General features: G+C 73.5%; 22 protein-coding genes. 19 read left to right on the top strand and 3 right to left on the bottom strand.

The annotated features are described in order from the left end of the window. Positions 1 to 12: 12 nt before the first annotated feature. The 8 genes from CK505_RS10625 (at position 13) to CK505_RS10660 (ending at position 9,567) form a co-directional block, all read left to right on the top strand. Positions 13 to 1,329, top strand: coding sequence for an ABC transporter substrate-binding protein (locus CK505_RS10625; protein ID WP_017832101.1), 1,317 nt, complete (start codon positions 13 to 15; stop codon positions 1,327 to 1,329). Between the two features lie 64 nt (positions 1,330 to 1,393). Then, the gene (locus CK505_RS10630; RefSeq protein ID WP_095651042.1) at positions 1,394 to 2,515 is read left to right on the top strand and encodes a carbohydrate ABC transporter permease; all 1,122 of its coding nucleotides are present in this window, start codon (positions 1,394 to 1,396) and stop codon (positions 2,513 to 2,515) included. Then, positions 2,512 to 3,408: a carbohydrate ABC transporter permease gene (locus tag CK505_RS10635; RefSeq protein WP_017832099.1), complete on the top strand. Its 897-nt coding sequence runs from the start codon at positions 2,512 to 2,514 to the stop codon at positions 3,406 to 3,408. Before CK505_RS10630 ends, CK505_RS10635 begins: the two co-directional genes overlap by 4 nt. Beyond that, positions 3,408 to 4,862 carry a GH1 family beta-glucosidase gene (locus CK505_RS10640; RefSeq protein ID WP_095651043.1) on the top strand — a complete coding sequence of 485 codons (1,455 nt, stop codon included), beginning with the start codon at positions 3,408 to 3,410 and terminating at the stop codon, positions 4,860 to 4,862. Before CK505_RS10635 ends, CK505_RS10640 begins: the two co-directional genes overlap by 1 nt. Positions 4,863 to 4,903: 41 nt before the next feature. After that, the gene (locus CK505_RS10645) at positions 4,904 to 5,923 is read left to right on the top strand and encodes a LacI family DNA-binding transcriptional regulator (RefSeq protein ID WP_095651044.1); all 1,020 of its coding nucleotides are present in this window, start codon (positions 4,904 to 4,906) and stop codon (positions 5,921 to 5,923) included. Positions 5,924 to 5,996: 73 nt separating this feature from the next. Then, positions 5,997 to 7,058: a Gfo/Idh/MocA family protein gene (locus CK505_RS10650; RefSeq protein WP_255250934.1), complete on the top strand. Its 1,062-nt coding sequence runs from the start codon at positions 5,997 to 5,999 to the stop codon at positions 7,056 to 7,058. A gap of 76 nt (positions 7,059 to 7,134) precedes the next feature. Beyond that, positions 7,135 to 8,238 carry a CPBP family intramembrane glutamic endopeptidase gene (locus CK505_RS10655; RefSeq protein WP_095651046.1) on the top strand — a complete coding sequence of 368 codons (1,104 nt, stop codon included), beginning with the start codon at positions 7,135 to 7,137 and terminating at the stop codon, positions 8,236 to 8,238. Between the two features lie 9 nt (positions 8,239 to 8,247). Then, positions 8,248 to 9,567, top strand: a complete 1,320-nt coding sequence (locus tag CK505_RS10660) for a M18 family aminopeptidase (RefSeq protein WP_095651047.1) — start codon at positions 8,248 to 8,250, stop codon at positions 9,565 to 9,567. 136 nt (positions 9,568 to 9,703) lie between these two features. On the opposite strand, the gene CK505_RS10665 is transcribed toward CK505_RS10660, so the two are convergent. Continuing rightward, a complete protein-coding gene (locus CK505_RS10665; RefSeq protein WP_095651048.1) occupies positions 9,704 to 11,161 on the bottom strand; it encodes a glyceraldehyde-3-phosphate dehydrogenase in 1,458 nt (485 codons plus the stop codon). Positions 11,162 to 11,371: 210 nt separating this feature from the next. Here CK505_RS10665 and CK505_RS10670 point away from each other — a divergent pair, with 210 nt between their 5' ends. From CK505_RS10670 to CK505_RS10690, 5 genes are read left to right on the top strand one after another with little or no spacing between them, the layout of a single operon-like run. Next, entirely contained in the window at positions 11,372 to 12,301 is a 930-nt protein-coding gene (locus CK505_RS10670) for a carbohydrate kinase (protein WP_035925929.1), read from the top strand. Positions 12,302 to 12,344: 43 nt separating this feature from the next. Beyond that, positions 12,345 to 12,863: a YbhB/YbcL family Raf kinase inhibitor-like protein gene (locus CK505_RS10675; protein WP_017832091.1), complete on the top strand. Its 519-nt coding sequence runs from the start codon at positions 12,345 to 12,347 to the stop codon at positions 12,861 to 12,863. A 14-nt stretch (positions 12,864 to 12,877) separates the two neighbouring features. Next, complete coding sequence (locus CK505_RS10680) at positions 12,878 to 13,756, top strand: HAD family hydrolase (protein ID WP_229587237.1); 879 nt, start codon at positions 12,878 to 12,880, stop codon at positions 13,754 to 13,756. 10 nt (positions 13,757 to 13,766) lie between these two features. Further along, positions 13,767 to 14,591 carry a glycerophosphodiester phosphodiesterase family protein gene (locus CK505_RS10685; RefSeq protein WP_017832089.1) on the top strand — a complete coding sequence of 275 codons (825 nt, stop codon included), beginning with the start codon at positions 13,767 to 13,769 and terminating at the stop codon, positions 14,589 to 14,591. Positions 14,592 to 14,631: 40 nt separating this feature from the next. Beyond that, positions 14,632 to 15,678: an enoyl-CoA hydratase/isomerase family protein gene (locus CK505_RS10690; protein ID WP_035925933.1), complete on the top strand. Its 1,047-nt coding sequence runs from the start codon at positions 14,632 to 14,634 to the stop codon at positions 15,676 to 15,678. A gap of 24 nt (positions 15,679 to 15,702) precedes the next feature. Here CK505_RS10690 and CK505_RS10695 read toward each other — a convergent pair whose 3' ends face one another. Continuing rightward, positions 15,703 to 16,281: a hypothetical protein gene (locus CK505_RS10695; protein ID WP_035925937.1), complete on the bottom strand. Its 579-nt coding sequence runs from the start codon at positions 16,279 to 16,281 to the stop codon at positions 15,703 to 15,705. A 271-nt stretch (positions 16,282 to 16,552) separates the two neighbouring features. On the opposite strand from CK505_RS10695, the gene CK505_RS10700 reads away from it, so the two are divergent. Next, positions 16,553 to 17,908 carry a phosphoribosyltransferase gene (locus CK505_RS10700; protein WP_176475321.1) on the top strand — a complete coding sequence of 452 codons (1,356 nt, stop codon included), beginning with the start codon at positions 16,553 to 16,555 and terminating at the stop codon, positions 17,906 to 17,908. Next, on the top strand, positions 17,905 to 19,230 hold the full coding sequence (locus CK505_RS10705; protein ID WP_095651049.1) for an erythromycin esterase family protein: 1,326 nt from the start codon (positions 17,905 to 17,907) through the stop codon (positions 19,228 to 19,230). Before CK505_RS10700 ends, CK505_RS10705 begins: the two co-directional genes overlap by 4 nt. 20 nt (positions 19,231 to 19,250) lie before the next feature. On the opposite strand, the gene CK505_RS10710 is transcribed toward CK505_RS10705, so the two are convergent. Further along, the gene (locus CK505_RS10710; RefSeq protein ID WP_126346532.1) at positions 19,251 to 19,769 is read right to left on the bottom strand and encodes a hypothetical protein; all 519 of its coding nucleotides are present in this window, start codon (positions 19,767 to 19,769) and stop codon (positions 19,251 to 19,253) included. Between the two features lie 284 nt (positions 19,770 to 20,053). On the opposite strand from CK505_RS10710, the gene CK505_RS10715 reads away from it, so the two are divergent. The 4 genes from CK505_RS10715 (at position 20,054) to CK505_RS10730 (ending at position 22,084) form a co-directional block, all read left to right on the top strand. Next, positions 20,054 to 20,470 (top strand): Hsp20/alpha crystallin family protein, encoded by a 417-nt coding sequence (locus CK505_RS10715; protein ID WP_031282283.1) that lies wholly within the window; start codon positions 20,054 to 20,056, stop codon positions 20,468 to 20,470. A 163-nt stretch (positions 20,471 to 20,633) separates the two neighbouring features. Further along, entirely contained in the window at positions 20,634 to 21,065 is a 432-nt protein-coding gene (locus tag CK505_RS10720) for a universal stress protein (protein WP_017832082.1), read from the top strand. Between the two features lie 76 nt (positions 21,066 to 21,141). Beyond that, positions 21,142 to 21,570, top strand: a complete 429-nt coding sequence (locus CK505_RS10725) for a universal stress protein (RefSeq protein WP_017832081.1) — start codon at positions 21,142 to 21,144, stop codon at positions 21,568 to 21,570. An 85-nt stretch (positions 21,571 to 21,655) separates the two neighbouring features. Further along, positions 21,656 to 22,084, top strand: a complete 429-nt coding sequence (locus tag CK505_RS10730) for a universal stress protein (protein WP_017832080.1) — start codon at positions 21,656 to 21,658, stop codon at positions 22,082 to 22,084. Positions 22,085 to 22,089: the final 5 nt, after the last annotated feature.

Below are 22,089 nucleotides of genomic sequence, written 5' to 3' on the forward strand. Positions count from 1 at the left end.
CAAGGAGTGACCGTGGGACACACGCGACTCAAGCGAACGACAGCCCTGGCGGGTGCGGCGGCACTGGCAGCCGTCGCCACGGGGTGCGGCGGGGGCGGAGGCGAGCCGGCCAGCGCCGACAACCCCGTCGAACTCACCGTCACCACCTTCGGGACCTTCGGCTACGACGACCTCTACGGCGAGTACGAGGAGCTGAACCCGGGCGTGACCATCAAGGCCACGAACATCGACCGCGGCTCGAACGCGCGCACGGACGCCTTCACCAAGATCGCCGCCGGGTCCGGGCTCAGCGACGTCACCGCCATCGAGGAGGGCTGGCTCGGCTCGATCATGGAGGTCTCCGACCAGTTCGTGGACCTCAACGAGCACGGCGCGGCCGACATCAAGGACAACTGGGTGCCGTGGAAGTTCGAGCAGGGGACCGACCCGGAGGGCCGCGTCATCGGGTACGGCACCGACATCGGTCCCCAGGGCCTCTGCTACAACGGAAAGCTCTTCGAGGAGGCCGGTCTGCCCAGCGACCGCGAGGAGGTCGCGGAGCTCTTCGGCGGCGACGACGCCACCTGGGAGACCTACTTCGAGCTCGGCCGCGAGTACCAGGAGACCACGGGCAAGGCCTGGTACGACCAGTCCGGCTTCGTGTGGAACTCGATGGTCAACCAGCTCGACGAGGGCTACTACACCGCCGACGGCGAGCTGAACGTGGAGGGCAACGAGCAGCTGCGCGAGCGCTTCGACCTGCTCGCCGCGGGCACGCTGGACGGCCTCTCCGCCAACCAGACCCAGTTCGACTGGGGCAACGGCCAGGCCTTCGTGGACGGCTCCTTCGCGACCTTCGTCTGCCCCGGCTGGATGCTCGGCACCATCGAGGGCCAGCTCGAGTCCGCCGGCGGCGGCGAGGGCAGCGGGTGGGACTTCGCCGACGTCTTCCCGGGCGGCGCCTCCAACTGGGGCGGCGCGTTCCTCTCCGTCCCGGAGACCTCCGAGCACCCGGAGGAGGCAGCGAAGCTCGCGGCCTGGCTCACCGCGCCCGAGCAGCAGGTCAAGCAGTCGGCCAAGGCGAACAACTTCCCCAGCACCATCGAGGCCCAGGAGAAGCTGGTCGAGGACGCCGAACCGAACCCCGTGTTCAACGACGCACCCACCGGGGTGATCCTCGCGTCCCGCGCCGAGGGGGTCGTCGCCCAGTTCAAGGGCCCGCACGACTCCGTGATCCAGGAGAACGTCTTCCTGCCGCCGCTGAAGCGCCTCGACGCCGGGACCGCCACGGCCGACGAGGCCTGGGACGAGGCCCTCGCGCTTCTCGACGACCTGGTCGTCAACAACTAGCAGGACCCGGCCACGGGGCCTCCGGAATCCGCCGGAGGCCCCCTCACGGAAGCGCGAGACCCTCATGACCACGACAGCCCACCGCCCCGCCGCCGCGGCGCCCGCCGCGCCGGCGCCGAGTCCGCCCAGGCCGACCCGCAGACAGCGGCTCATCGTCCTGGACCTGAAAGCCTCCCCCTACCTGTACATCGCGCCCTTCTTCGTCCTCTTCGGAGTGGTGGGGCTCTTCCCGCTCGGGTACACGTTCTTCGTCTCGCTCTTCGACTGGCACCTGCTCACCGGCCGGGGCGAGTTCGTGGGGCTGGGCAACTTCACCGAGGTGCTGCGGGACCGGTTCTTCTGGAACTCGCTGTTCAACACGGTGAGCATCTTCCTGCTCTCGAGCATCCCGCAGCTGGCGGCCGCGGTGCTGATCGCGGCGGTCCTGGACCAGAACCTGCGCGCCAGGACGCTGTGGCAGATGAGCGTGCTGCTGCCCTACGTGGTCACCCCGGTGGCCGTGGCCATGATCTTCACGAACATGTTCGGCGAGCAGTACGGGCTCATCAACAACATCCTCGGCAGCTTCGGGGTCGACCCGATCCTGTGGAAGAACGAGACGCTGCCCAGCCACATCGCCATCTCCGCCATGGTCAACTGGCGCTGGACCGGCTACAACGCGCTGATCCTGCTCGCGGCGATGCAGGCGGTGCCCCGTGACCTGTACGACGCCGGCGCGATCGACGGCGCGGGCCCTCTCCGCCGGTTCTTCAGCATCACCCTGCCGAGCATCCGTCCCACGATGGTGTTCGTGGTCATCACGACCACCATCGGCGGCCTCCAGATCTTCACGGAGCCTAGGCTCTTCGACCCCGTGGCTGCGGGCGGCACGCAGCGCCAGTTCCAGACCACGGTCCTCTACCTCTGGGAGATGGCCTTCCAGCGGCAGAACTTCGGCAAGGCCGCGACCATCGCCTGGCTGCTCTTCCTCCTCATCCTGCTCTTCGGCCTGGTCAACTACCTGGTCTCGCGCCGCATCGCGACGGCGTCCGACGGGGGGAGGCCGCCGCGCAGGACCGGGCGCGGGGCCGGTCGGCGGCGGAGGCCGCGTGCGGTGGACGCCGTCGTCCCCGACGCGGCGGCGAACACCGGCACCGGCGCGCCACGGGCGGCCGCAGCACCGACGACCACGAGGAGGACACGATGACCGTCACCGGCGCACCAACGAGGACCAGGACGCGGCGGCCGCGGGCGGTGCCCGTGCGCCGGCGGATCTTCGGGGACGGGCACCGCCCCGGCTTCCTCACCTACGGCCTGCTGTCCGCGTTCTTCCTGGCCAGCGCCTATCCGCTGTGGTGGTCGGTGATCATCGGCAGCCGCTCCAACGAGGCCCTCGGCCGCACCTGGCCGCCGCTGCTGCCGGGCGGCAACTTCTGGACGAACGTGGGCGAGGTCTTCGACACCATCCCCTTCTGGCTGGCCCTCGGCAACAGCGTGCTCATCTCGGGGATCATCACCGTCTCGGTGGTCACGTTCTCCACCCTCGCCGGGTACGCGTTCGCCAAGCTGCGGTTCAAGGGGCGCGACGGCCTCATGGTCGCGGTCGTCGCGACCATGGCCATCCCCACGCAGCTCGGCATCATCCCGCTGTTCATGCTCATGCGCGAGCTCGGCTGGACCGGCGAGATCGGGGCGGTCGTCGTGCCCACCCTCGTCACGGCGTTCGGCGTGTTCTTCATGCGCCAGTACCTCGTGGACGTCATCCCCGACGAGCTCATCGAGTCGGCCCGGATGGACGGGGCGTCGATGATCTCCACCTTCTGGCACGTCGCGCTCCCCGCGGCCCGCCCGGCCATGGCCATCCTCGGCCTGTTCACCTTCATGACGGCGTGGACCGACTTCCTGTGGCCGCTGCTCGTCCTCGACGCGAGCAACCCCACCCTGCAGACGGCGCTGAGCCAGCTGCAGTCGGCCCGCTACGTGGACTACTCGATCGTCCTCGCCGGCGCCGTCATGGCCACGCTTCCCCTCCTGGCGCTCTTCGCCGTCGCGGGCAGACAACTCATTTCCGGAATCATGCAAGGAGCAGTGAAGGGCTAATGCCGAACAACGCAGAAGACGCAGCCGTGCACCACCGCAGCTGGCCCGAGGGCTTCCTCTGGGGCTCGGCCACCGCCGCGGCCCAGGTGGAGGGCGCCGGGCACGAGGGCGGCAAGGAGGACTCCGTCTGGGACGCCTTCGCCCGTCTGCCGGGCGCCGTGGCCAACGGCGACACCCTGGAGGACGCCGTGCAGCACTACCACCGGATGCCCGAGGACGTGCGGATCATGAAGGAGCTCGGGCTCGGCTCCTACCGCTTCTCCACGAGCTGGGCGCGGGTGCGTCCCGGTGACCGGGCCCCGAACCCCGAGGGCCTGGACTTCTACTCCCGCCTGGTCGACGAGCTGCTCGAGGCCGGCATCCTGCCCTGGCTGACCCTGTACCACTGGGACCTGCCGCAGGCGCTCGAGGAGAAGGGCGGGTGGGCCCACCGGGACACCGCGCACCGTTTCGTCGAGTACGCCGACGACGTGCACTCGGTGCTCGGCGACCGGGTGCGGCACTGGACCACGTTCAACGAGCCCTTCTGCTCGTCGCTGCTCGGCTACGCGGCCGGGGTCCACGCGCCCGGCCGGCAGGACCCCCGGGCCGCCGTCGCCGCCGTGCACCACCAGCACCTGGCCCACGGCCTCGCGGTCGAGCACCTGCGGTCCCGCGGTGCCGAGCACCTGGGCATCACCCTCAACCTCAGCAACTCGATCCCCCGAGACCCCTCGGACCCGGTGGACCTCGACGCGGCCCGGCGGTTCGACTCCCTGCAGAACCGCCTCTTCCTGGACCCCATCCTGCGCGGCGCGTACCCCGAGGACACCCTCGCGGACCTGGACCGGTTCGGCCTCCGCGATCTCGTCCGGGACGGTGACCTCGCGACCATCGGGGCGCCCCTCGACTTCCTCGGCGTGAACCACTACCACGACGACCTCATCAGCGGGCACCCGGAGTCCTCCGGCGGCGACGGCCACTCCGGCGGCGCCAGCCGCCCCACGTCCTCGTGCTGGATCGGCTCCGAGGACATCGCGTTCCCGAGCCGCGGCCTGCCGCGCACGGCGATGGACTGGGAGGTGAACCCGGACGGGCTGCGGAAGCTCCTGGTGCGCCTGGGCGAGGAGTACCCCGCGCTCCCGCCCCTGTACGTCACCGAGAACGGCGCCGCCTACGACGACGTCGTCAGCGACGACGGCGCCGTCCACGACACGGAGCGCACCGAGTTCGTCCTCGGCCACATCGCGGCCGTGGGGGAGGCCATCGACCAGGGCGCGGACGTCCGCGGCTACTTCGTGTGGTCGCTGCTGGACAACTTCGAGTGGTCGTGGGGCTACGGCAAGCGCTTCGGCGTGGTCCGGGTGGACTACGGGACGTTCGAGCGCACGGTCAAGGACAGCGGTCGCGCCTACGCCGGGGTCATCGCCGCCGCCGCGGACCGCACGCCGGTGGCCCCGTCCACGGGCGCCTAGCATTGATGCCAGCCCACCCGCCGAGAGCACCGGAGATGATCATGACGCAGCGCGCAGGCGGCCCCCGGCCCGTGCCGACGCTCGAGATGGTGGCCGCGCTGGCCGGGGTCTCGCGGGCGACCGTGTCCCGGGTGGTGAACGACTCGCCCAGCGTCGACCCCGAGCTGGCGCAGTCGGTGCGGAAGGCCATCGAGGCCCTCGACTACACCCCGAACCGGGCGGCGCGTTCGCTGGCGAAGCGACGGGCCAACTCGGTCGCCCTGATCATCCCGGAGTCCACGTCCAAGGTGTTCGCGGACCCGTTCTTCACGACCGTGGTCCAGGGCATCGCGATGTACCTGACGGACACCGACTTCACCCTGAACATGGTCATCGCGTCCGAGGCGAAGCCCGAGAAGACCCGCAGCTTCCTGCTCGGCGGCAACGTGGACGGTGCCCTGGTGGTCTCGCACCACAGCGGCGACCACTCGTGGACCCACCTCTCGGGGTCGCTGCCCATGGTGTTCGCGGGTCGCCCGCTCGTCGGCGCCGAGGACGCCTACTACGTGGAGGTCGAGAACGAGGCCGCTGCCTGCAGCGCCACCCGGCTGCTCACCGCGAGCGGGCGGCGGAGCATCGCGACCATCGCCGGGCCGCAGGACATGCCCCCGGGCATCGACCGGCTGGCGGGCTGGCGGACCGCGGTGCGGGAGGCCGGGCTGGACGACCAGCTGGTGGAGGTGGGCGACTTCACGCTCGCCTCGGGGGCCCGGGCCATGCAGCGGCTGCTGGACCGCGGCCGGCCGGTCGACGCCGTGTTCGCCGCGAACGACCAGATGGCGGCCGGGGCGTACTCCGTGATCCAGGGCCGCGGCCTGCGCATCCCGGAGGACATCGCCGTGGTGGGCTTCGACGACGACTCCTTCGCGACGTCGGTGACCCCGGCGCTGACCACGGTGAACCACCCGATCGTCGAGCTCGGCCGGAAGATGGCCGAGACCCTCGTCGACATGATCGAGGGCCGGCCGACGGACCGGGTGACCATCATGTCGACCTCGCTCGTGCTCCGGGACTCCGTCTAGTCCTTCCCGCCCCGAGCCGGGCGACGCCCCGGCGCCGTCGTCGGCGTCCCCGGATCCTCCCCGAAAGGCCACCATGCACCCTCCAGCCCTCCCCGCCCCGGTGGCGGGCGACGACCCCGCGACGGCGACCGGCCGTCCCGTGCACTGGGGCGTCGTCGCCACCGGGTCGATCGCCGGCCGCGTGGTCCAGGACCTGGCGCTGCTCGACGACGCCGTGCTCTCGGCCGTCAGCTCCCGCTCCCGGTCCTCCGCCGAGGCGTTCGCCGAGCGCTTCGGCGCGGCCCGGAGCCACCACGACCACGACGGCACCACCGGCTGGGAGCGCCTCGTCGCGGACCCCGCCGTGGAGGTCGTCTACGTCGCCACGCCCCACGCCCAGCACCACGCGGTGGCCCGCGCGGCCCTCGAGGCCGGCAAGCACGTGCTCTGCGAGAAGCCGCTGACCATGAACGCCCGGGAGGCGGGGGAGCTGCGGGAGCTCGCCCGGGCGCGCGGGCTGTTCCTCATGGAGGCGGTGTGGACGCGCTTCCTGCCGAGCTTCGGGCGCGCCCTCGACATCGTCCGTTCCGGCGAGATCGGCCGGGTCCGCTGGCTCCAGGCGGACCTCGGCGCCCCGGTTCCGTACGACCCCGGGTCCCGGCTCTGGGATCCCGCGGCGGGCGGAGGGGCCCTGCTGGACCTCGCCGTGTACCCGCTCACCTGGGCGCTCGCGGCGCTCGGCGCACCGGCCGGCCTCACGGCCCACGGCGTCCTCAACGAGGACGGCGTGGACCTGCACAACGGCCTGACCCTCACCTGGGCGGACGGGGCGCACGCCCACCTCACCACGTCCATCGAGACGGACTGCCCGGGCACGGTGACCATCAGCGGGACGGACGGCTGGCTGCGCACCGGGGCGCCCCTGTACCACCCCGGTGAGCTCGTGGTCCGGTCCGGGGGAGCCGCGCCGCGGACCGAGCGCTTCCGGGCCGCCGGGCACGGCTTCGCCCACGAGCTGCGGGAGGTGAACCGGTGCCTCCAGGCCGGCCTGACCGAGAGCCCGCGCATGCCGCTCGCGGACACCGTGTTGGTGCTGGAGCTGCTCGACGACGCGCGCCGGCAGATGGGCCTGCGCTACCGCAGCGACCTGCCCTGACCGGCGGGCGCCACGACGGGGCGCCCCCGAACTGTCGCGTGTCCGGAAGGGACCGGCTGCGGATACCGTGGGAGGCATGACCACGCGCGCCGCCCCCTGGAGGCAGGGATCCCTCGACGACGACCCCTCGGGCCCCGGGCCCCGGCTCCTGCCGTACCACCGGCTCGGCCACGCCGACCCCGACCACCGGTGGTGGAAGCCGCTCGTGGAGCTGCTGCTCTTCGGCGCCTTCTACGGGGTGCTGGCCATCGTGTTCGGCATCGTGTGGGCCGTGGGGCTCGTGGCCGTGCGCGGCGAGGAGGCCCTGGACGAGGTCTTCCTCGGGGGCACGGAGCTGGACATGATGGACCCGGCGATCTTCTTCATGCTGTTCTTCTCCCTGGTCCTCATGATCCCGGCGCTCCTCGCGGCCCGGGCCATCACGGGCCCCCGGCCCCTCGGGCTGCTGCTGTCGGTGACGGGACGGCTGCGCTGGGGCCTCCTCGGCCGGTGCCTCCTCGTGGCCCTGGCGGTCTACGCGGTGGGCCAGGCGGCCGCCCTCCTCGTGGAGTACGCGCTGCTCGGCTCGCTGACCGCCCCGCAGCCGGTGGAGGGCTTCTGGTGGCTGATCGCCATGATCGTGCTGGTGGTCCCGCTGCAGTGCGCGGCGGAGGAGCTCGTCTTCCGGGGCTACCTGCTGCAGACCGTGGGACGGTGGCTGCGCCGGCCCGTGTTCGCGATCCTGCTGCCGGTGCCCCTGTTCACGTTCGGGCACCTGTACGACGCCTGGGGGCTGCTGGCGGTCGCGGTCATGGCGGTCGTCGCCGGCTGGCTGACCTGGCGCACCGGCGGGCTCGAGGCGGCGATCGCCCTGCACGTGGTCAACAACGTCATCGCCACGCTCTTCGGCGCGCTCGGCCTGGCCGACCCGGACGCCGAGGAGTCGTCCTGGGTGGCCCTCGCCCTCTCGGCGGGCCTGCAGCTGCTCTTCGCGTGGCTCGTGGTCCGCGGTGCGCGCCGGCGCGGCGTGGAGGTGACCCGGACCGTGCACCCGCCGGGGCCGGCCCTCCTCCTCGCGGCCGGCCCCGGACCCGGTGGGGAGGGCCGTGGGCCCGGAGCCTGGGTGTGCCCCGGCCCGCCCGCCTGTCCCGGCCACTGGGCGGGACAGGCGCCCGGACGCGCGCCCCAGCACCTTTCGTAGACTGACGGCATGGAACCCCGCACCGCAGTCGACCCCCGGTCCGCCGTCGAGGACCTCGGCCGCTACGTGATGGAGTCGCCGAGCTCCTTCCACGCCGCGCACGCCGCCGCCGCCCGGCTGGAGGAGGTGGGCTTCGTCCGCCTCGACGAGACGGAGGACTGGGCCCGGACCGGCGTCCGCGGGCGGCGCTACGTGCTCCGCGACGGGGCTGTCATCGCGTGGGCCACCCCGGCGGAGGTCCCGCCCGCGGCGGGGTTCCGGATCCTCGGCGCGCACACCGACTCGCCGGGCTTCAAGCTCAAGCCGAGGCCCACCACCACGGCCCACACCTGGCACCAGGCCGGGGTCGAGACCTACGGCGGGGCGTTGCTGAACTCGTGGCTGGACCGCGAGCTGCGCCTGGCGGGCCGGCTCGTGGTCCGCGGGACGGACGGCGCCCCGGTGGAGCACCTGACCGCCACCGGCCCCGTGGCCCGCATCCCGCAGCTCGCCATCCACCTGGACCGCGAGGCCAACAAGGGCCTGCAGCTCGACCGCCAGCAGCACGTGCAGCCGATCTGGGGAGTGGGGCAGCCGGAGGACGCGGACGTCCTCGCGCTGCTGGCCGAGCACGCGGACGGCGGGCCCGTGGACCCGGCCCGCATCGTCGGCTACGACGTGGTGCTGGCGGACGCCCAGCCCCCCGCCGTGTTCGGGCAGGGCGGGACGCTGTTCGCCTCCGGGCGGCTGGACAACCTGTCCTCCGTGCACGCCGGGCTGAGCGCGCTCGCCCGCGAGGCCGAGGCGGTCGAGCAGGGCCGGCACATCGCGGTGCTCGCCGCGTTCGACCACGAGGAGATCGGCTCCCGCACCCGCTCCGGCGCCGCGGGACCGTTCCTCGAGGACGTGCTGGTGCGCATCGGTGAGGGCCTGGGCCGCTCCGCCGCCGAGCACCGGCGCTCCCTGGCCGGGTCCGTGTGCCTGTCCGCCGACGCCGGGCACCTGGTGCACCCCAACTACCAGGGCCACCACGACCCCGTGAACCGGCCGGTGCCGGGGGCGGGGCCGCTGCTGAAGATCAACGCGGACCAGCACTACGCCACGGACGCCGTGGGCGCCGGGATCTGGGCCGAGGCCTGCGCGCGCGCCGGTGTGGGCTACCAGGAGTTCGTCTCCAACAACCGGGTGCCGTGCGGGTCCACCATCGGGCCCATCACCGCGGCCCGGCTGGGGGTGCGCACGATCGACGTCGGCATCGGCCTGCTGTCGATGCACTCGGCCCGGGAGCTGTGCCACGTGGACGACGTCGCCGCCCTCGGGGCGGTCGCGGGGGCCTTCTACACCGCCTGACCCGCCGCGCCGCCGTTCGAGGGACGCCGTCTGCTCGACCTGCTGCGCGGGGGGTCGCCACTGAACGGTGCGAGTCGGTCGTTCCGTTCGGTGGCGACCCCTCGGCGCGGACGGTTCGCTGCCGGCGAGGGGCGGCTCAGCCGGGGATCGACGCCGTGCCGACCGCGACCCGCTCGGCCGGGAACTGCGGCATCGCGATGTCGGCCATCCGGGCGAGCACCCGCACGACCTGGCAGGAGTAGCCGAACTCGTTGTCGTACCAGACGTAGAGCACCAGCGAGCTCCCGTTGACGATCGTCGCGAGACCGTCGACGACGCCCGCGCGGCGGGAGCCCACGAAGTCGGTGGACACGATCTCGGGGGAGTCGGTGTAGTCGATCTGCTTGCGCAGGGACGAGTTCAGCGAGATGTCCTTCAGGTACTGGTTGACCGCGTCCTCGGACTCCGGGGCCTGCTCGAGCTGCAGGTTGAGGATGGCCATGGACACGTCCGGGGTGGGGACGCGGATCGCGTTGCCCGTCAGCTTGCCGGCCATCTCCGGCAGGGCCTTGGCCACGGCCTTCGCGGCGCCGGTCTCGGTGATGACCATGTTGAGGGCGGCGGAGCGGCCCCGGCGGTCGCCCTTGTGCCAGTTGTCGATGAGGTTCTGGTCGTTGGTGTAGGAGTGGACCGTCTCCACGTGGCCCTGCGCGATGCCGTACTTGTCGTGCAGGACCTTCACGACCGGGGTGATCGCGTTGGTGGTGCAGGACGCGGCGGACAGGATGGTGTCCTCCGCGGTGATGACGTCGTCGTTGACCCCGCACACGATGTTCTTCAGGTCGCCCTTGCCCGGTGCGGTGAGCAGCACCTTGGCCACGCCCTTGGCCTGCAGGTGCTTCGAGAGCCCGGCCTCGTCGCGCCACACGCCCGTGTTGTCCACGACGATCGCGTTGTCGATCCCGTAGGCGGTGTAGTCGATCTCGGTGGGGTCGTTCGCGTAGATGAACTTGATGGCCACCCCGTTGGCCGTGATGACGTCGTTCTCCTCGTCGACGTGGATGGTCCCGTCGAACTTCCCGTGCACCGAGTCGCGGCGCAGGAGGGAGGCGCGCTTGACCAGGTCGTTGCCCGGCTTCTTGCGCACCACGACGGCGCGCAGGTTCAGGCCGGTGCCGTCGTTGCGGTTGATGAGGATGCGGGCGAGCAGGCGGCCGATGCGGCCGAACCCGTAGAGCACCACGTCCTGGGACTCCGGGGAGTTCTGGGCCCTGCGGTCCACCACGGGGGCGAGCTCCTCGCGCAGGAACAACTCGAGGTCCTGGTCCGACTCCTGGGCGAGCCGGTTGAGCTTGCCGAGGTCCACCGCGCAGGTGCCGAGGTTCAGCCCGGACATGGCCTCGAGCAGGCGGGTCGTGTCCTCGAGGGGCAGCTCCTCGCCGTCGATCCGGCGGGCGAAGCGGTGCGCCTTGATGATCTGGGTGACGGACTTGTGCACCAGGGAGCGGCCGTAGACCGTCGGCACGACCTTGTTCTCACGGTGCAGGCGTCCGACCAGGGGGACGATGCCCTCGGCGAGCGACTCGCGGTCGGCCCAGCTTTCAGGAGTGCTCAAGAATGACTCTCTTCCTCGGCCGGGGACGTCATCGTGTCCGGCCGTGACGTGCCGCGCCTCGTTGCGCGGTCGGGTGCGCGCCGCTGCGGTTCGCGCAGGACGCCGCCCTCCATTCTAGGGGCACCGGGGGCGGGAAGGGCTCCCGTTACGGGCCCGGCGGGCCGGTCCGGTGCCGGGGGCGGCGGGGCCGGCGGGTGCTACCGTGAGAGCATGCTGACGGTCATCGGTGAGGCGCTCGTGGACGTGGTCTCGAAGCGCGGCCAGGAGCCCCGCGCGCACGCCGGGGGAAGCCCCATGAACGTGGCCGTGGGCCTGGCCCGGCTCGGCCACGAGGTCCAGTTCCTCGGCCGCTACGGCGAGGACGAGTACGGCACGCAGGTCGAGGCGCACCTGCGGGACAACGGCGTGCTCCTGCCCTTCGACGCCGACACGCGGCCCACCTCCGTGGCCGAGGCCGTCATCGGGGAGGACGGCGCCGCGACCTACGACTTCCAGCTCGACTGGTCCCTGGACCTCTCGGACGAGCAGCTGGCCGAGCTGCTCCGGGACACCTCCCTGCTGCACGTCGGGTCGATCGGGGCGATGCTCGAGCCCGGCGCCTCGAAGGTCCTGCACGCCGTGGAGCAGGCCCACCGCTCGGCCCTGATCTCCTACGACCCCAACTGCCGGCCGTCCATCATCCCGGACTCCTCGGACGCCCGGGCCCGGGCCGAGCAGCTCGTGGCCCTCGCCGACGTCGTGAAGGCCTCGGACGAGGACCTCCTGTGGCTGTACCCCCACCGCAGCGTCGAGGAGAGCGCGGGCGCCTGGCTCAAGGCCGGCGCGGAGCTCGTCGTCGTCACCCGCGGGCCCCTGGGGCCCTGGGCCCGCACCCGCGCCACCGGGCCGCGCGGGGTGGAGGTGCCCGCCGCCCGCACCACGGTCGTGGACACCGTGGGGGCCGGGGACTCCTTCATGGCCGCGCTGCTCGGCTGGCTCACCGACCACGGCTACACGGGCGCGCCGGCCCGCGAGCGGATCGACAACCTGGACGAGCAGCAGGTCGGCGAGCTGCTGCGCTACGCCGCCGCGGCGGCCGGCGTCACGGTCTCCCGCGCCGGCGCGGACCTGCCCCGCAAGGACGAGCTGCCCGCGCCCTGACCCGCCCCGACCCCACCCGTCCCGTCCCGTCCAAGGAGAGCCCGTGCCCGAGCGCGACCCGTACGCCGACCTGCCCGACCTGCCGAGCTTCACCCTCACCTCCGAGGACATCTCCGACGGCGGCCCGCTCGCCCCGGCCCAGCTCTCGGGCATCATGGGCGCCGGCGGCCAGGACGTGTCCCCGCAGCTGAGCTGGTCCGGGGCCCCGGAGGGCACGAAGAGCTACGTGGTCACGGTCTTCGACCCGGACGCCCCCACCCCCAGCGGCTTCTGGCACTGGTGCCTGTCCAACATCCCCGCCGACGTCACCTCCCTCGCGCGCGGCGCGGCGTCCGACCCTCCGGCCGGGGCGGTCAAGCACCGCAACGACGGCGGCACCGACGAGTACGTGGGCGCCGCCCCGCCCCCCGGCCACGGGCCGCACCGCTACATCGTGTGCGTGACCGCGGTGGGCGAGGAGCAGATCGAGGTCGACGAGAGCGCCAGCCCCGCCGTCGTCAACTTCCAGCTCTTCAGCTCCGGGATCGCCCGCGCCTGCCTCACCGGGACGCACGAGGCCTAGGTGGCAGAACACCCGTGAGCCCTGATCCGGAGGTCCCCGGGACGGCGCCGATCCGGATGATCGCCAGCGACCTCGACGGCACCGTCCTGGGGCACGACTTCCGCTTCCGCCCGCGCACCGTCGACGCGATCCGCGCCGCCCAGGACAGCGGCATCCACGTGGTGTTCGTGACGGGCCGGCCCATGCGCTGGCTCGACCCGCTGCGTGAGCAGCTCGGCCACGAGGGCGTGGTCATCTGCTCGAACGGGGCGGTGGTCTACGACCTCAGCGCCGACCTGGTCGTGGAGTCGAGCCTGTTCCCGGCCCGGGACGCCTTCGCGGTCATGGACGAGGTCGCGGCCCGGCACCCCGGCACGCTGTTCGCGGCGGAGACCCTCGAGGGGGTCTTCACGGACCACGGGTGGGCCAGGACCGACCGGATGGAGGTCGGCGCCCCCCTGGTCGGGGCGCTGCGGGACCGGCTGCCGGAGGACCAGGGGCTGGTGAAGTTCCTGGCCAAGCTGGACACCGCCGAGCCGCAGGAGTACTTCCGGGCGCTCGCCGAGCTCGTGGCCGGCAGGCTGTCCGTGACGCACTCCGTGGCGGCGGCCCCGCTCGTGGAGATGGGGCAGAAGGGGCTCACCAAGGCGCGCACCCTCGAGCAGTACGCGGCCGAGCGCGGCATCCGCCCGCACGAGGTGATGGCCTTCGGCGACATGCCCAACGACCTCGAGATGCTCACGTGGGCCGCCCACGGCTACGCCATGGCGAGCGGGCACCCCGCGGTCGCGCGGGCCGTGGGCCGCACGGCCCCGCCGTTCGAGGAGGACGGGGTGGCCCAGGTGATCGAGGCCCTGCTGCGCGGCGGCCGACCTGGCGCGTCATGGGCGGGACAATCCGCTACCACGGGGTAACAATAGGGGGGTGACCCCTCCAGCGCACCGGCGCGACGCCCCCGCAGCCCTGGCCCACCGCGGTTTCTGCCGGGACGGTGCCGAGAACACCCTCGACGCCTTCCGGGCGGCCCGGGACCTCGGCTACGAGTGGATCGAGACGGACGTCAACACGACGGCCGACGGGGTGGTCCTGTCCTTCCACGACGAGACCCTCGACCGCGTCACCGGCGGCAGCGGGAAGGTCTCCGCCCTGACCTGGGCGCAGATCAGGGCCGAGCGCGTCGCCGGGGCCGGGCGCATCCCCCGCTTCGCCGACCTGCTGACGGAGCTCCCCGAGCTGAAGTTCAACGTGGACGTCAAGGACGAGGCGTCCGTGGCGGCCCTGCCGGCGCTGCTCCACGAGCTCGGCGCCGTGGACCGGGTGCGGGTGACCTCCTTCTCCGAGAGCCGCCGGCGCCGCACGCTGCGGCGGATCCGCGAGCTGGACGGCCGGACCGTGCCCACGTCCTCCGGCAAGGAGGGGATGCGCCTGCTGCTCGTGTGCTCGTGGCTGGGCGGGCCCACCTGGCGTCTCGCGCGGCGGGCGGCCGCCCGGTGGATCGAGCCGTTCGACACCGTGCAGATCCCCCGCCGGTACCGGGTGCGGGGCGGGGCCGAGGTCCAGCTCGTGACCCCCCGCTTCCTGGACTTCGCCCACCGGCACGGCATCGACGTGCACGTGTGGACCGTCAACGAGACGGCCGAGATGGCGGAGCTGCTCGAGCTCGGGGTCGACGGGATCGTCACCGACCGGGCCGACCTGCTCGCCTCCCTCCTGGCGCAGCGTGGACAGTGGCCGCCCTCCGGCGTGTGAGCCGTGGCACGGCGGCGTGACCCGTGGCAGGGTGGGAGCCATGACCGACACCGCCACGACCGGCACCGCGCAGCACGTCCTGACCGAGGTCCGCAACGGCACCGGGCACATCGTGCTCAACCGGCCCCGTCAGCTCAACGCCCTCACCGCACAGATGTACCGGGACCTCAAGGCCGCGCTCGACGCGTGGCGGGACGACGACGCCGTGCGCCACGTGCTCGTCACCTCGGCCTCCCCGCGGGCGTGGTGCGCCGGCGGCGACATCCGGGAGGTCCGCGACGCCGTGCTCGCCGGGCGGACGGAGGAGGCCACGGGGGTGTTCGCCGTCGAGTACGCCCTCGACTGCCTGATCGCGGACTACCCCAAGCCCTACGTGGCGCTCATGAACGGGATCTGCATGGGCGGCGGCATGGGCATCTCCGTGCACGGTTCCCACCGCGTGGTGGGTCCCTCCACGGTCATGGCGATGCCCGAGACGAAGATCGGCTTCTTCACCGACATCGGCGCCTCCTGGTTCCTGCCGCGCGTCTCCCGGCCGGACCACCGCGGCGAACCGGGCCTGGCCGTGGGCCGCTGGCTCGCCCTCGGCGGACAGCGGCTCGGCGGCGCGGACGCCGTCGCCCTCGGGCTGGCCGACGTCCTCGTGGCGGACGAGGACTTCGAGGCCCTCGCCGGGGCCGTGGTGGAGGAGGGCCCGGAGGACGCCCTCTCCCGCTTCGCGCGCGAGCCCGAGCCGTCCTCCGTGGTGGCGCGGTGGGAGGAGATCGAGGAGCGCTACGGCGCCCCGACCCTCGAGCAGATCGTCGCCGCCGCGCCGGAGGACCTCGCGGGGATGAGCCCCTCCTCGCTGGTGCGCACCTTCGAGCTGCTGGAGCGCGGCGCGGCCGACGACAGCGTGCGCTCCTGCCTCGAGCGGGAGCTGCGCCTCGCCGCGGACACGATCGCCCGCCCCGACTTCGCCGAGGGCGTGCGGGCGGTCCTCGTGGACAAGGACAACCGGCCGGCCTGGGAGCACGCCTCCGTCACGGACGTCGACGTCGCGGCCGTCCGGGCCGTGCTCGACGAGAAGCTGCCGCTGCCCCGCTGACCGGCCGGCACCGGCCCGGCGCGCTCAGCGGCGGGACGGGTGCTTCCCGTTGTCGCTGACCACCGGCCGGGGAGGACCCCACCGGTCACCGGCCGGGGTGGGGCGGTCCACGAACCGGCGGTAGCCGAGGTACAGCACCACGGCCAGCGCCACGGTGACCACGGCGAACGAGGCGACGGTGTCCTGCGAGACCAGGCTGCGGACCACGCTGTGCAGCAGCGTGAACAGACCGCCGAGCAGCACGCCGTGGGCGAGCACCGGCCGGCGCCGCTCCACCGCCAGGCTCGCCCCCAGCAGCACGACGGACGCGACCAGGGCGATCACGCCGACGTCGCGGCTGTACCGCATGTGCTCGACCTCCCACGCCCCCCGTTCGCGCTCGTAGGCCGCCCACTGCTGCTGCTCCTCCGGGGCGAGCTCGCGGGTCTCCCGCGCCATCGCGACCGCCGGGGGCGGCGCGGGCTCCTCCGGGCCGGGGTGGACCGTGGCGACGCCGAGACCCACGAACAGGGCCAGCAGCAGCCCCAGGAAGAACGTGTAGACCGTCCGCATGACCCTGCCGTCCGTGCGGTCCTCGGCGCTGTCCTGCGTGCGGTCCTTCATGCGGCGTGCTCCGTCTCCCCCGCCGGTGCGGGACGTCCGTCCAGGGCGCCCGGGTCCGCGGCCGGCCGGCCGCCGGGGCGTGCTCACATTGTGGGGCGGGCCTGCTCCGTTGTCCACGTCCGTCACCTGGCCCGCGGGCCTTCCACCGTGTTCCCCGCCTGCCTACGCTGGAGTCCTCCGCGGCGGCCCACGGGACCCGGGGGCGCGAACGGAGCCGGGCGAGCACCGGAGGGCGGTGGGCCGCGCGCCCGCCGGAGAGGCGGTGGGGACCATGGTGGTCTTCGAGAACAGGGTCGAGGCCGGGCGGCAGCTGGGGAAGCGGCTGAGGTCCCTGCGCGGGCAGGACGTGGTGGTGCTGGGGCTGCCCCGCGGCGGGGTGCCCGTGGCCCACGAGGTGGCCCGCATCCTGGACGCGCCGCTGGACGTCATCGTGGTGCGGAAACTGGGGGTCCCCTCCCAGCCCGAGCTGGCCATGGGCGCCATCGGGGAGGAGGGCGCCCGCGTGCTCGACGAGCGGACCCTCCAGTACTTCGGGGTGACGGACGCGCAGCTCGAGCAGATCGAGGCGCGGGAGCGGGCCGTGCTCGAGGCGCGGACGGCGCGCTTCCGCGAGGGCCGGGAGCGGGTCGATCTCACCGGACGGACCGCCCTGGTCGTCGACGACGGCATCGCCACCGGCTCCACGGCCCGCGTGGCCTGCCGGATCGCCCGCCAGCTGGGCGCCGCGCGCGTGGTGCTGGCCGTCCCGGTGGCCCCGCAGGAGGCCCTGGGCCGGGTGGTGGAGGCGGACGAGGTGATCTGCCTCGCGACCCCGCCGTACTTCACGGCCGTCGGCTACCACTACCGGGACTTCTCCGCCACCGAGGACGACGAGGTGGTGGCCCTGCTGGACGCCGCCCGGCGCCGCCACCAGCCGGAGCTGCCCGTGCCGCCCCGGGCGGGGCCGGCCGCGCACGGCTATCCGGTCGACGCCGACGTGCGCATCCCGGCCGGGAGGGAGCAGCTCGAGGCGCACCTGCACCTGCCGGCGCCCGGCGCCGGGGTGGTGGTCTTCGCCCACGGCAGCGGCAGCAGCCGGCGCAGCCCGCGGAACCAGTACGTGGCCTCCGTCCTGCAGCAGGCGGGGCTCGGCACCCTGCTGCTCGACCTGCTCACCCCCGGGGAGGAGACGGACCGCGGCAACGTCTTCGACATCGGCCTGCTCGCCGAGCGGTTGCTCCTGGCCACGGCGTGGCTGCGCGAGCAGCCCGGTTCCGCGGCGTCCCCGGTCGGGTACTTCGGGGCGAGCACCGGCGCCGGCGCCGCCCTGTGGGCCGCGGCCGAGCCCGGCGCGTCCATCGCGGCCGTGGTCTCCCGCGGCGGCCGGCCGGACCTCGCGGACGAGCGGCTGCGCTCGGTGCAGGCACCCACCCTGCTGATCGTCGGCAGCGAGGACTCCGAGGTGCTCGGCCTCAACCGGTGGGCGCAGGAGTCGATGCGCTGCCCCACCCGGCTGGCCGTGGTGGAGGGCGCCACGCACCTCTTCGAGGAGCCCGGCACGCTCGCCGAGGCCGCCGCGCTGGCCCGGGACTGGTTCCTGCGCCACCTCTCCCCGGCCGGGGAGCACGGCGACGGGACGTCCCGGTGAGCCCGCTCGGGCGCGGCCCCTCCCGGGAGGCCGGGGTCCTCGCGGAGATCCGCTCCCTCGCCCGGCCGCTGGAGACGGCGCAGGACCTCGACCCGCTCGTGGAGCGCTGCGCCGGCGCCCGGTTCGTGTGCGTGGGGGAGGCGTCCCACGGCACGCACGAGTACTACCGGTGGCGGGCCCTGCTCAGCCGCCGGCTCATCGAGGAGCACGGCTTCACCTGGATCGGGGTCGAGGGGGACTGGCCGGACTGCTGGCGGATCGACCGGTGGGTGCGCGGCGAGGCGGACCAGGACCTCGACGCCCACGGCGTCCTCGCGGGCTTCGAGCGCTGGCCCACGTGGATGTGGGCGAACGAGGAGGTCGCCGAGTTCCTCGACTGGCTCCGGGAGGAGAACGCCCGCCGGGCCGGCCACGAGCAGGTCGGCTTCTACGGCCTGGACGTCTACTCGCTGTGGGACTCGCTGCGGGAGATCATCGGCTGGCTCGGGACGAGCGCCCCCGAGGCGCTGCCCGCCGCGCTGCAGGCGTGGCAGTGCTTCGTCCCCTTCCACGAGGACCCGCACCGCTACGCGTGGCGGACGCGGATCGTGCCCGAGAGCTGCGAGGCCGACGTCGTCGCCCTCCTCGCCGAGGTGCGCCGGCGCACCATGGACCGGACGGCCGGGGACCCCGCCGCGTTCGACGCCGTCCTCAACGCCATGGTGACGGTCGACGCCGAGCGCTACTACCGGACCATGGTGCGCGGCGACCGGCAGTCCTGGAACGTGCGGGACGAGCACATGGCGGACACCGCGGACCTGCTCTCCCGCCACCACGGGCCCGGCGCCAAGGGCCTGGTGTGGGAGCACAACTCCCACGTGGGGGACGCCCGGGCCACCGACATGTTCGATGCCGGGCTGGTCAACGTGGGTCAGCTGCTGCGCGAGCGCCACCCCGCGCACGAGGTGGTGCTGGTCGGCCTCGCCTCCTGGACCGGCACGGTGGTCGCGGCGGAGGCGTGGGGCGCGGCCGAGGAGGTGCTCGCCGTCCCGCAGGCTCGTGCCGGCAGCCACGAGGACCTCCTGCACCGGGCGCTGGAGGAGGACGCGGTGCTCGTCTTCGGCCGCGACCGCTCCGGGCCCTGGCTCTCCGGGAGGTTCGGCCACCGGGCCGTCGGGGTGGTGTACCACCCGTGGCGCGAGGCCGGCAACTACGTCCCCACCCGCATGGGGGAGCGCTACGACGCGCTGCTGTGGTTCGGGACGACCGCCGCCCTGCGGCCCCTGCACCACGAGGCCCCGCCCGAGGAGCCCGAGCTGGAGACCGAGCCGACGGGCTTCTAGAGGCGTCCCGGCGGAGCGGCTCAGACGCCGCTCTGCTCCCGGTGCGCCTCCTCGGGCGCGCCCGCCGGGGGACGGTCCTGGAAGAAGCGCCGGTGGCCGAGGACCAGCACCACCGCCAGGCCCACGCTCACGGCGACGAACGTCATGGTGGTCTCGCTGGAGGCGAAGCTGCGGCCGATGGCGTAGATCAGGGTGAACAGCCCGCCCAGCATCACCCCGTTGGTCAGCACCCTGTTGCGCTTCTCCAGCACGAGGCTGAGACCGAGCAGCACCACGGAGGCGCCCAGGGCCACGACCGCCACGTCGCGGCTGTAGCTCTGCTGCTCCTCCTGCCACTGCCGCCACTGCCGGTCGTTCTCCTCCATCTCCGCGCGCTGCTCCTCGGTCGGAGCGCCCCCCTCGGGCACGAACTCCATCCCCGCGGTCGGCTCCGGCATCTCCGGCCCCGGATAGAACGTCTGGATCCCCAGGCCCACGAACAGGGCCAGCAGGGCCCCCAGGAAGAACGTGTAGACGATCTTCATCACGTTGTTGTCCACCGCGGACACCCCGCTCTCTCCCGGTCCCCGGGGTGGCCGCCGGACGGCGACAGAACCCGTGGGGATGCCCCGATTATCGCCCTGTCGCACCTGCGAATCCAGTGTCCCCGGGGGCCGGTGGAGCGGGCCCCCGTCATCATGCGTCCCGGACCCCGCGGCCCTTACGCGCCCGGTCGGCGGTGTCTACGCTTGAAGGGTCGAGGCGGACCGCACCGGTCTCGCCGGCCGTCCGGGACGACGTCCCGGACGGCCGCGGCACCGGTGCCACGGGAAGGAGTCAGGTCATGGCCGGATTGATGCGCAGGGAGGGGCTGGAGATGCTCGAGCCCCTCCGACGCCTCCTGGAGGGGGACGTCGAGGCCTCCTGGCCCCGTGTGGAGGAGTACCGGGACGGCGACACCGTGGTGATCCGGGCGGAGCTGCCCGGCATCGACCCCGAGCAGGACGTGGAGCTCACGGTGGCCGACGACGTGCTCCACCTGCGGGCCGAGCGCAGGGAGCGGACCGAGCACAAGGACAAGGGCGGTTACCGCTCGGAGTTCCGCTACGGCTCGTTCTCCCGCGCCCTGCCGCTGCCCGCCGGGTGCCGGGACGAGGACATCAGCGCCGCGTACCGCGACGGCGTGCTGGAGGTGCGCGTGCCCGTCGCCGGGCACGTCGAGCCGCCCGCGACCCGGAAGATCCAGGTCACCCGCGGCTGAGGACGCCGCGCGCCGCCCGTGCGACGGCAGGCGGGACGGGGCGGTGCCGCCCGTCGGCCGTCATGCGGGCCCCGGGACCGGGGATCCGTTGTGACGGACCTCACCGGGTCCTATCGTGGAGACAGGCGGACCGGCCGGCCCGCCGGGAACAAGGGGGAACACCATGGGCGAGCCGTCGTCCGGAGGCCGGATCGTCGTGGGAGTCGACGGGTCCGGGTCGTCCAAGGCCGCGCTCCGGGAGGGAGTGCGGCTCGCCGAGGCCCTGGGCGCACCGCTCGAGGCCATCATGTGCTGGGAGGACCCGCTGCTCTACGAGAGCTACCGCGTGGTGGACCCCGAGGAGTTCCGCCGCGGCAGCGAGCAGCTGTTCGAGAGCACCCTCGAGGAGGTGTTCGGGGAGCAGCGCCCGGCGAACCTGACCACCCGGCTCCTGCGCGGCCAGCCCGCCGCCCGGCTCATCGAGGAGAGCGAGGAGGCCCGGATGCTCGTGGTGGGCCGGCGGGGAACGGGCGGGGTGCTGGGGATGATCCTCGGCTCCGTCTCCTCGGCCCTCGTCTCCCACGCCAAGTGCCCCGTCCTCGTGGTGCGGCACTGAGCGGTCCGCCAGGTTCCTGGCGGCCGGAGCGCGCCCCGGGCACGGACCGCGGGCGCCGGAACGAAGGAGCTCGGCCATGGAGACACCGTCACAGCAGCGGATCCTCGTCGGCATCGACGGATCGGACTCCTCGAAGGAGGCCCTCCGGGCGGGGGACAGGATCGCCCGCGCCCTGGGCGTCCCGCTGACCGCCCTCATGTTCTGGGAGGGGCCGCCCCTCTACGAGGGCTGGGAGACCGTCGACCCGGACCGGCCGCCGGCCGGCAGCGTGGAGCTGCTCCGCTCGACGGTCGCCGACGTGTTCGGCGCGGACCCCCCGGAGCACGTGCGCGCCGAGCTGCTCCACGGACGGGCCGCGGCCCGCCTGGTCGAGGAGAGCGAGAACGCCCTGATGCTGGTGCTCGGGCGCCGCGGCCACGGAGGCCTGCGGGGCTCGGCCCTGGGCTCCGTCTCCAACGCGTGCATCGACCACGCCCACTGCCCGGTGCTGGTCGTCCGGCACTGACCGGCCGGCGCCGGCCACCCGGCGCGGGCCACGCGGCACCGACAGGCCGGCTCCCGGCAGCCGGCCCGGACAAGGAGGTTCGGTCATGAACGCACCGACGGACCAGCGGATCCTCGTGGGGATCGACGGCTCGGAGTCCTCGATGGAGGCCCTGCGGCTCGCCGCGAGGCTCGCGGAGGCCCTCGACGCCCCGCTCGAGGCGATCGCGTGCGCGGGGGACCCCACCGTGCTGGACGCCGAGCTCCTCGTCGACGAGGAGGCGCTGCGCGCCAACCACGAGCGGATCCTTGCGCGCACGGTCGCGGCCGTCTTCGGGGAGGACGTCCCCGGCCGCCTGACCACCACGGTGACGCACGGCCGCCCGGCAGGCCGGCTCATCACGGAGAGCGAGACCGCGCAGCTGCTCGTGCTCGGCCGGCGCGGCCGCGGCGGGCTGCTCGGCTCCTCCCTGGGCTCGGTCTCCCACGCGTGCGTCTCCTACGCCCACTGCCCGGTGCTCGTCGTCCGGCACTGAGCCGG

This window comes from Kocuria sp. WN036 (assembly GCF_002287015.1).
Lineage (GTDB): Bacteria > Actinomycetota > Actinomycetes > Actinomycetales > Micrococcaceae > Kocuria > Kocuria rosea.